This window comes from Actinosynnema sp. (assembly GCF_052038725.1).
This window is the reverse complement of the sequence record NZ_JBQGCX010001263.1, coordinates 1-4782: the sequence shown is the minus strand read 5'-3', so window position 1 is coordinate 4782 and position 4782 is coordinate 1. Positions and strand designations below refer to the sequence as shown.

The window sequence follows — 4782 nt, the reverse complement described above, 5'->3', positions numbered from 1 at the left end:
CCGCACCACCCGCTGCTGGCCAGCACCGCGGAGATGGGCCTCGCGGCCCTGCCCAGCGGGCTGTCCTCGCCCCCCTCGGCCTGAGCCGGGGGGCCTGACCTCAGGCCGCGTCGTCGCTCTCGTCGGCCGGGAGCGGCGTCGCGTGGGTCAGCACGTGCGCGATCTGCTCGGGCGTGGCCGGGTCCTTCGCGTCGAACCAGGGCGCGCTCGTGGCGGCGCTGTTGCGCCAGGAGGTGTCCTCCAGCACGGACTTGGCGAACGTCGGCCAGGCCGCGCCCTCGGCGTCCGGGAAGTCGATCTTCACCTGGGCCGCGCGGGGGTCCACCTCGCCGCGCGGGACCTGCGGCGGGGTCCAGCCGTCGGCGCGGCGCAGGTCGTAGTCGACCCGCACGTCCGCGCCGTCCCTGGACCCGCCCGGCAGCACCTGGGCGTCAACGCCGCCGTCGCGCAGCCTGCTCGCGACCTCGGCGGCGTGCGCGCCGTCCACGGCCACGACCGGCGGCAGCCAGCCGTTGGCCGCGCGCTTGCCCGCGCTCTCGGTCAGCTCGGCGGCCCGCGCGTCGATCCTCGCGAGCTGCGCGTCGTCCAGCCTGCCGCCGGGGGCGACGTCGAAGGACGCCTCGGGCGGGACACCGGTCCAGGCGCGCTCGCGGCCGGACCGGTGGTCGGCGGAGCGGTCGGTGGCGGGCGGGGTCGCGCCCGGCTGGTCCGGCCGACCGGCGCGCGGCGGCGCGGCGGGCGGGATCGGGTCCGCCGGGGCCTTGCCCTTGTCGGTGGTGCTGGCGGCGATCTCGTCGGCCCTGCGCTCGGCGGCCTCGCGCGCCTCGCGCAGGTCGGCCTCTCGGACGGCGCCGTCGATCGCCGCCCGCTCCTCCGGGGAGATCGGGTCCGTGCCGCGCGGCTCCCGCGAGGTGCCCGCGCGGGCCGCGTCCTCCCCGGCGCGGGTCGTGGTGGAGCCGGTCTCGCCGGGCTTCGGCGCGCCGCGCGCGGGCGCGGCCCCCCGCGCGCCGCCCTCCGGCTCGCGGACCGGCGCCGGGGTCTCCACCACCGTGCACGCGGGCGGCGCGGGCGGCGTCCCGCCGTCGGTCGTCGGCGGCGTGGCGCGCGCGGCGTTGTACGCGTCGACCTTCGCCTCGACGTCCCGCTTGGCCTGCCACCACTCCAGCTGCTTGACGTCCGACTTGGCGCGCTCGGTGGCGAGGGTGGCCTCGACCTTGGCGATCTGCGCCTTCAGCAGGTTGGTCCTCAGCGCGTTCGCCACGACCTGGGCCGCCCGCTCGTCGGCGACCTTCGCGGCGGTCTCGGCCGCGGAGTCCCGCGTGGTCGCGAGGCCCTCGGCGTTCTCCAGCTCGGTCCGCGCGGCGCCCAGGGCCTCCCGCGCCCTCCCCAGGGCCGCGACGTCGTCCCGGTGCTGCTGCCGGAGGCGGTCGGCCTCGGCCCGGCTGCCGTCGCGGACGCCCTCAGCCTCGGTCTGCCTGCCCTGGAGCGCCTCGACCTCGGCGCCCAGCTCGTCGACCCGCGTCTGCAGGCCCGGCCTGCGCAGCACCGCCTCGCTCAGCGCGATGACGGACGCCTCCGAGCTGTCCGGGTGCTGCGCCGCGGTCGCCTTCGCCGCGATGTCGGCCTCGGCGGCCCGCAGCGCCTCCTGCGCCGCGCGCAGCTCGCCCTGCTTGGCGGCCGTCGCCTCCGCCGCCTCGCGCGCGGCCCGCGTCTTGGCCTCGGCCTTCGCGTCGGCCGCCTCGATCAGGCCGGGGCCCTTCGCGACCTCGGTCTCCAGGCCGGTGACGGCCTCCTGGCGGGTGTTGACGATCCCCTGCTTGACGGGCACGTCGGCGTGCGCCTCGGCCTGCGCCCGGATCGCCCCGTCGCGCTCGGCGACCGCGCCCCGCACGTCCACCCCGTCGCGCGCGTTCGCCAGCTCGGCGATCTTCGGGGCCACTTCGTTGATCTTGTCCTGCGCGTCGTGCCTGGCCTTCTCGACGGCCAGCTCGGCCGTGCGCCACTCGCCCGCCGCCGCCTTGACCTTGCTCTGCGCGTCGGCCATCACCGGGTCGATCCCCGTGCCGAGGACCTGCGGCACGTCAACGCCCAGCATCCGCACCGACACCGAGTCCGGCACGGTCACGTCCACCACGGACGTCCTGCCGTCCACGGTGGCCACGACGCGGTACTCGACGTCGTAGTCGACCAGCGCGGTCAGGTTGCCGGGGTTCTTGACGTTGTTGGTGGTGCCGGACGCGTGCCCGCCGCCCTGCGAGGAGTCGCTCTCCGTCGCGTGCTTGACGTCGAGCCCGCCGAACTTGCCCAGCTCGGTGTTGTTCGCGACCGTGTCGTTGAACCGCGCGCCGCCGCCGACGCCGAGCCCGACGTCACCGCCGTTGGTCGTCTTCGCGTCGGCGTTCGTCGTCCACGTGGACGTCTTCGGGTTCTCCAGGTTCACGCTCTCGCTGAGCGAGTTCAGGCTCCGCTCGACCACCCGCGCGTAGACCTTGACGTCGGCGTGCTTGCCGCCGAACACCGAGGTCTCGTGCAGGGTCGGCACGGTCAGCGAGTCGCGGAACACGCCGGGCAGGCCCGGCTGGAGCACCTCGGAGCTGATCGCGTTGTGGACCACGTTCAGCGAGCCGGTGCCCTTGCCGGTCAGGCCCTTGCCCGCGCCCGCCTTGGTCAGCGCCTCCACGGCGGCGTCGCGCACCGCCTCGGCGCCCCGGAAGTTCTCGACCGACGCGCCCCGCGGGACCCAGCTGGTGTGGTCCGGCCCCCGCCAGTCGGCGATCGCGTCCGGCTGGGCGTCGGCCGCCGTGCGGACCTGCGGCGCCCCGGCGCCCGCGGCCGGGGTGGCCTTGGCGGGCGGCGCGGTGACGCGCTGGTTGTCCGCGTGCAGCCGCATGGAGATGTCCTGCGGCCCGCTCTTGACGCTGGCGACCGGGTCGGCGTTCGCGCCCTTCTCCACCACCAGCTCGAACTCGACCGGCACCACGTACCGGGCCGCGGGCCCGGTGGCCGCGCGGAGGTTGCCCTCCTGCTCGGTCTTCGCGTTGCTGACGCCGACCTCTTGGGTGTGGGCCACGTGCGCGGTGACGGCGATCGGGATCGCCCCGTTCACCGTGCCCGGCGCGTTCGGCCGCGCGGTGCCCGGCTGGTTGATGCCGGGGATGAGCGCGCTCAGCGACCAGCCGGTCTTGTTGGTCAGGGCGGTGGTCTGCTTCACCGCGCCCGTGACGGTGTGCTCGACGTCGACGCCGTCGTTCACCACCTCCACGAACTTCGGCTCACCGGCGGGCTTGGCCTTCAGCGTCACCTGGTAGGTGTCCTTGCCGAAGGTGCCCGGCTGGTGCAGCAGCAGCGGCACGCCGCCGTCGAGCGCCCCGTCGATCAGCGCCTGCACGCTGGTCGGCGAGGTGAAGTCGGTGAGCCGCTGGAAGTTGTTCGTCAGGTCCCGCATGACGGTGTCCGGGACCATCGTGCTGCTGCCGAACCGGGAGGTCTCCCGGTTCAGCTGCTCGATCAGCTGGTTCACCTCGGCCGACAGGTCGGGGCCGTTCTCCACGGCGCCCAGGCCCAGCGCGCTCGACCCGTCCGTCGTCATCGACTTCGGCGGGCGCATCTCCGGCATGGCCTCGGCCGGGACGTGCTCGGGCAGCTTGGGCAGGACGCCCATCTCGCGCGCCTCGGCCTCGGTGACGCGCACGAACACCGCGCCGGGAAGCTTCGTCGTCGCGCCCGCCGTGTTCGGCGTGCCGCCGTGGTACAGCGCGTTGCCCGCGCGGCTCTCGGCCACCACGGACACGTCCGCGTCCAGCTGCACCAGCACGGTGCGCTGCGTCCCCGGCGTGACCACGTTGCGGTCGACCGTGCCGGACACCTCGACCGCCGACGACCTCTTCTCGCTCCACGGGGTGTACTGGCCCATGAGGCCGACGCCCACCGCGGTGGTGCCGGGGGCGGGCTCGCCCTCGGGCACGGTCGGGGTCTTCCTGGTCACCACGTTGGCGCCCGCCGTGGCGTCCACGGACTTCGACTTGGACGACTCGGCCGAGGCCTTCGCCCCGCCCGTCGACGCGTTCTCGGTGCCGTTGCCGTTGCCGTCGCCGAAGTGGTCGGAGATCGACACCAGCTTCGGGTTGCTCAGCCCCATCGTCATGCCGAGGGAGCCGGAGCGGGCGGTGAACCGCCTGCCGTACTTGAGGCCCTGCTCCTGGACGCCCGACTCCAGCAGCTTCGGCAGGGCGGCCTCGATGTTCTCGGCGGAGAACATCGTGTCGATCTGCGCGCGCGCCGGGGTGCCGGGCAGGGTCAGCGCCGTGTCGTCCTTCGCGGCGCGGTTGACCACGTCGACGGCCATGTCCCGCACGTGCTCGGCGCCGGTGAACGCCTCCACGTGCAGGAGCTTCGGCGCGATCGGGTCGCCCTTCCCGGCCTTGGCCGGGGTGGGCTTGCGGTCCGCGCGCGACGCGCCGTGGTCGGCCAGCAGGTCCTTGACGGTGGGCTTGCCGCCCATGGGCGTGGGGTCGGTCGGCGTGCCGGGCTTGAAGGCCTTCGGGTCGCCGGTCATCGTCGAGCTGTCGGAGATCCACAGCTCGACGGGGTGCGTGGCGTTCGGGGTCTCGGGGAACTGCTTGGTCGCGACCTGCTTGACCTCGGGCACGCGCGTGCCGGGCAGGTCGGACTTGCTGTGCGGCGCGAACGTGCGGGGCCGCTCGATCGAGGTGATCTCCACGACCAGCCGCACCTCGCCCTGGAACAGCTGGGCGTTCTTGCTGCCCACGTTCAGCGAGGTGT

At 74.8% G+C, this 4782-nt stretch carries 1 protein-coding gene; it reads right to left on the bottom strand.

Going from position 1 to position 4782, the window contains the following annotated elements:
* Positions 1–100 precede the first annotated feature (100 nt).
* Positions 101–4768, bottom strand: coding sequence for a hypothetical protein (locus tag ACTUAL_RS26660; RefSeq protein ID WP_440902174.1), 4668 nt, complete (start codon positions 4766–4768; stop codon positions 101–103).
* Between the last annotated feature and the right edge of the window lie 14 nt (positions 4769–4782).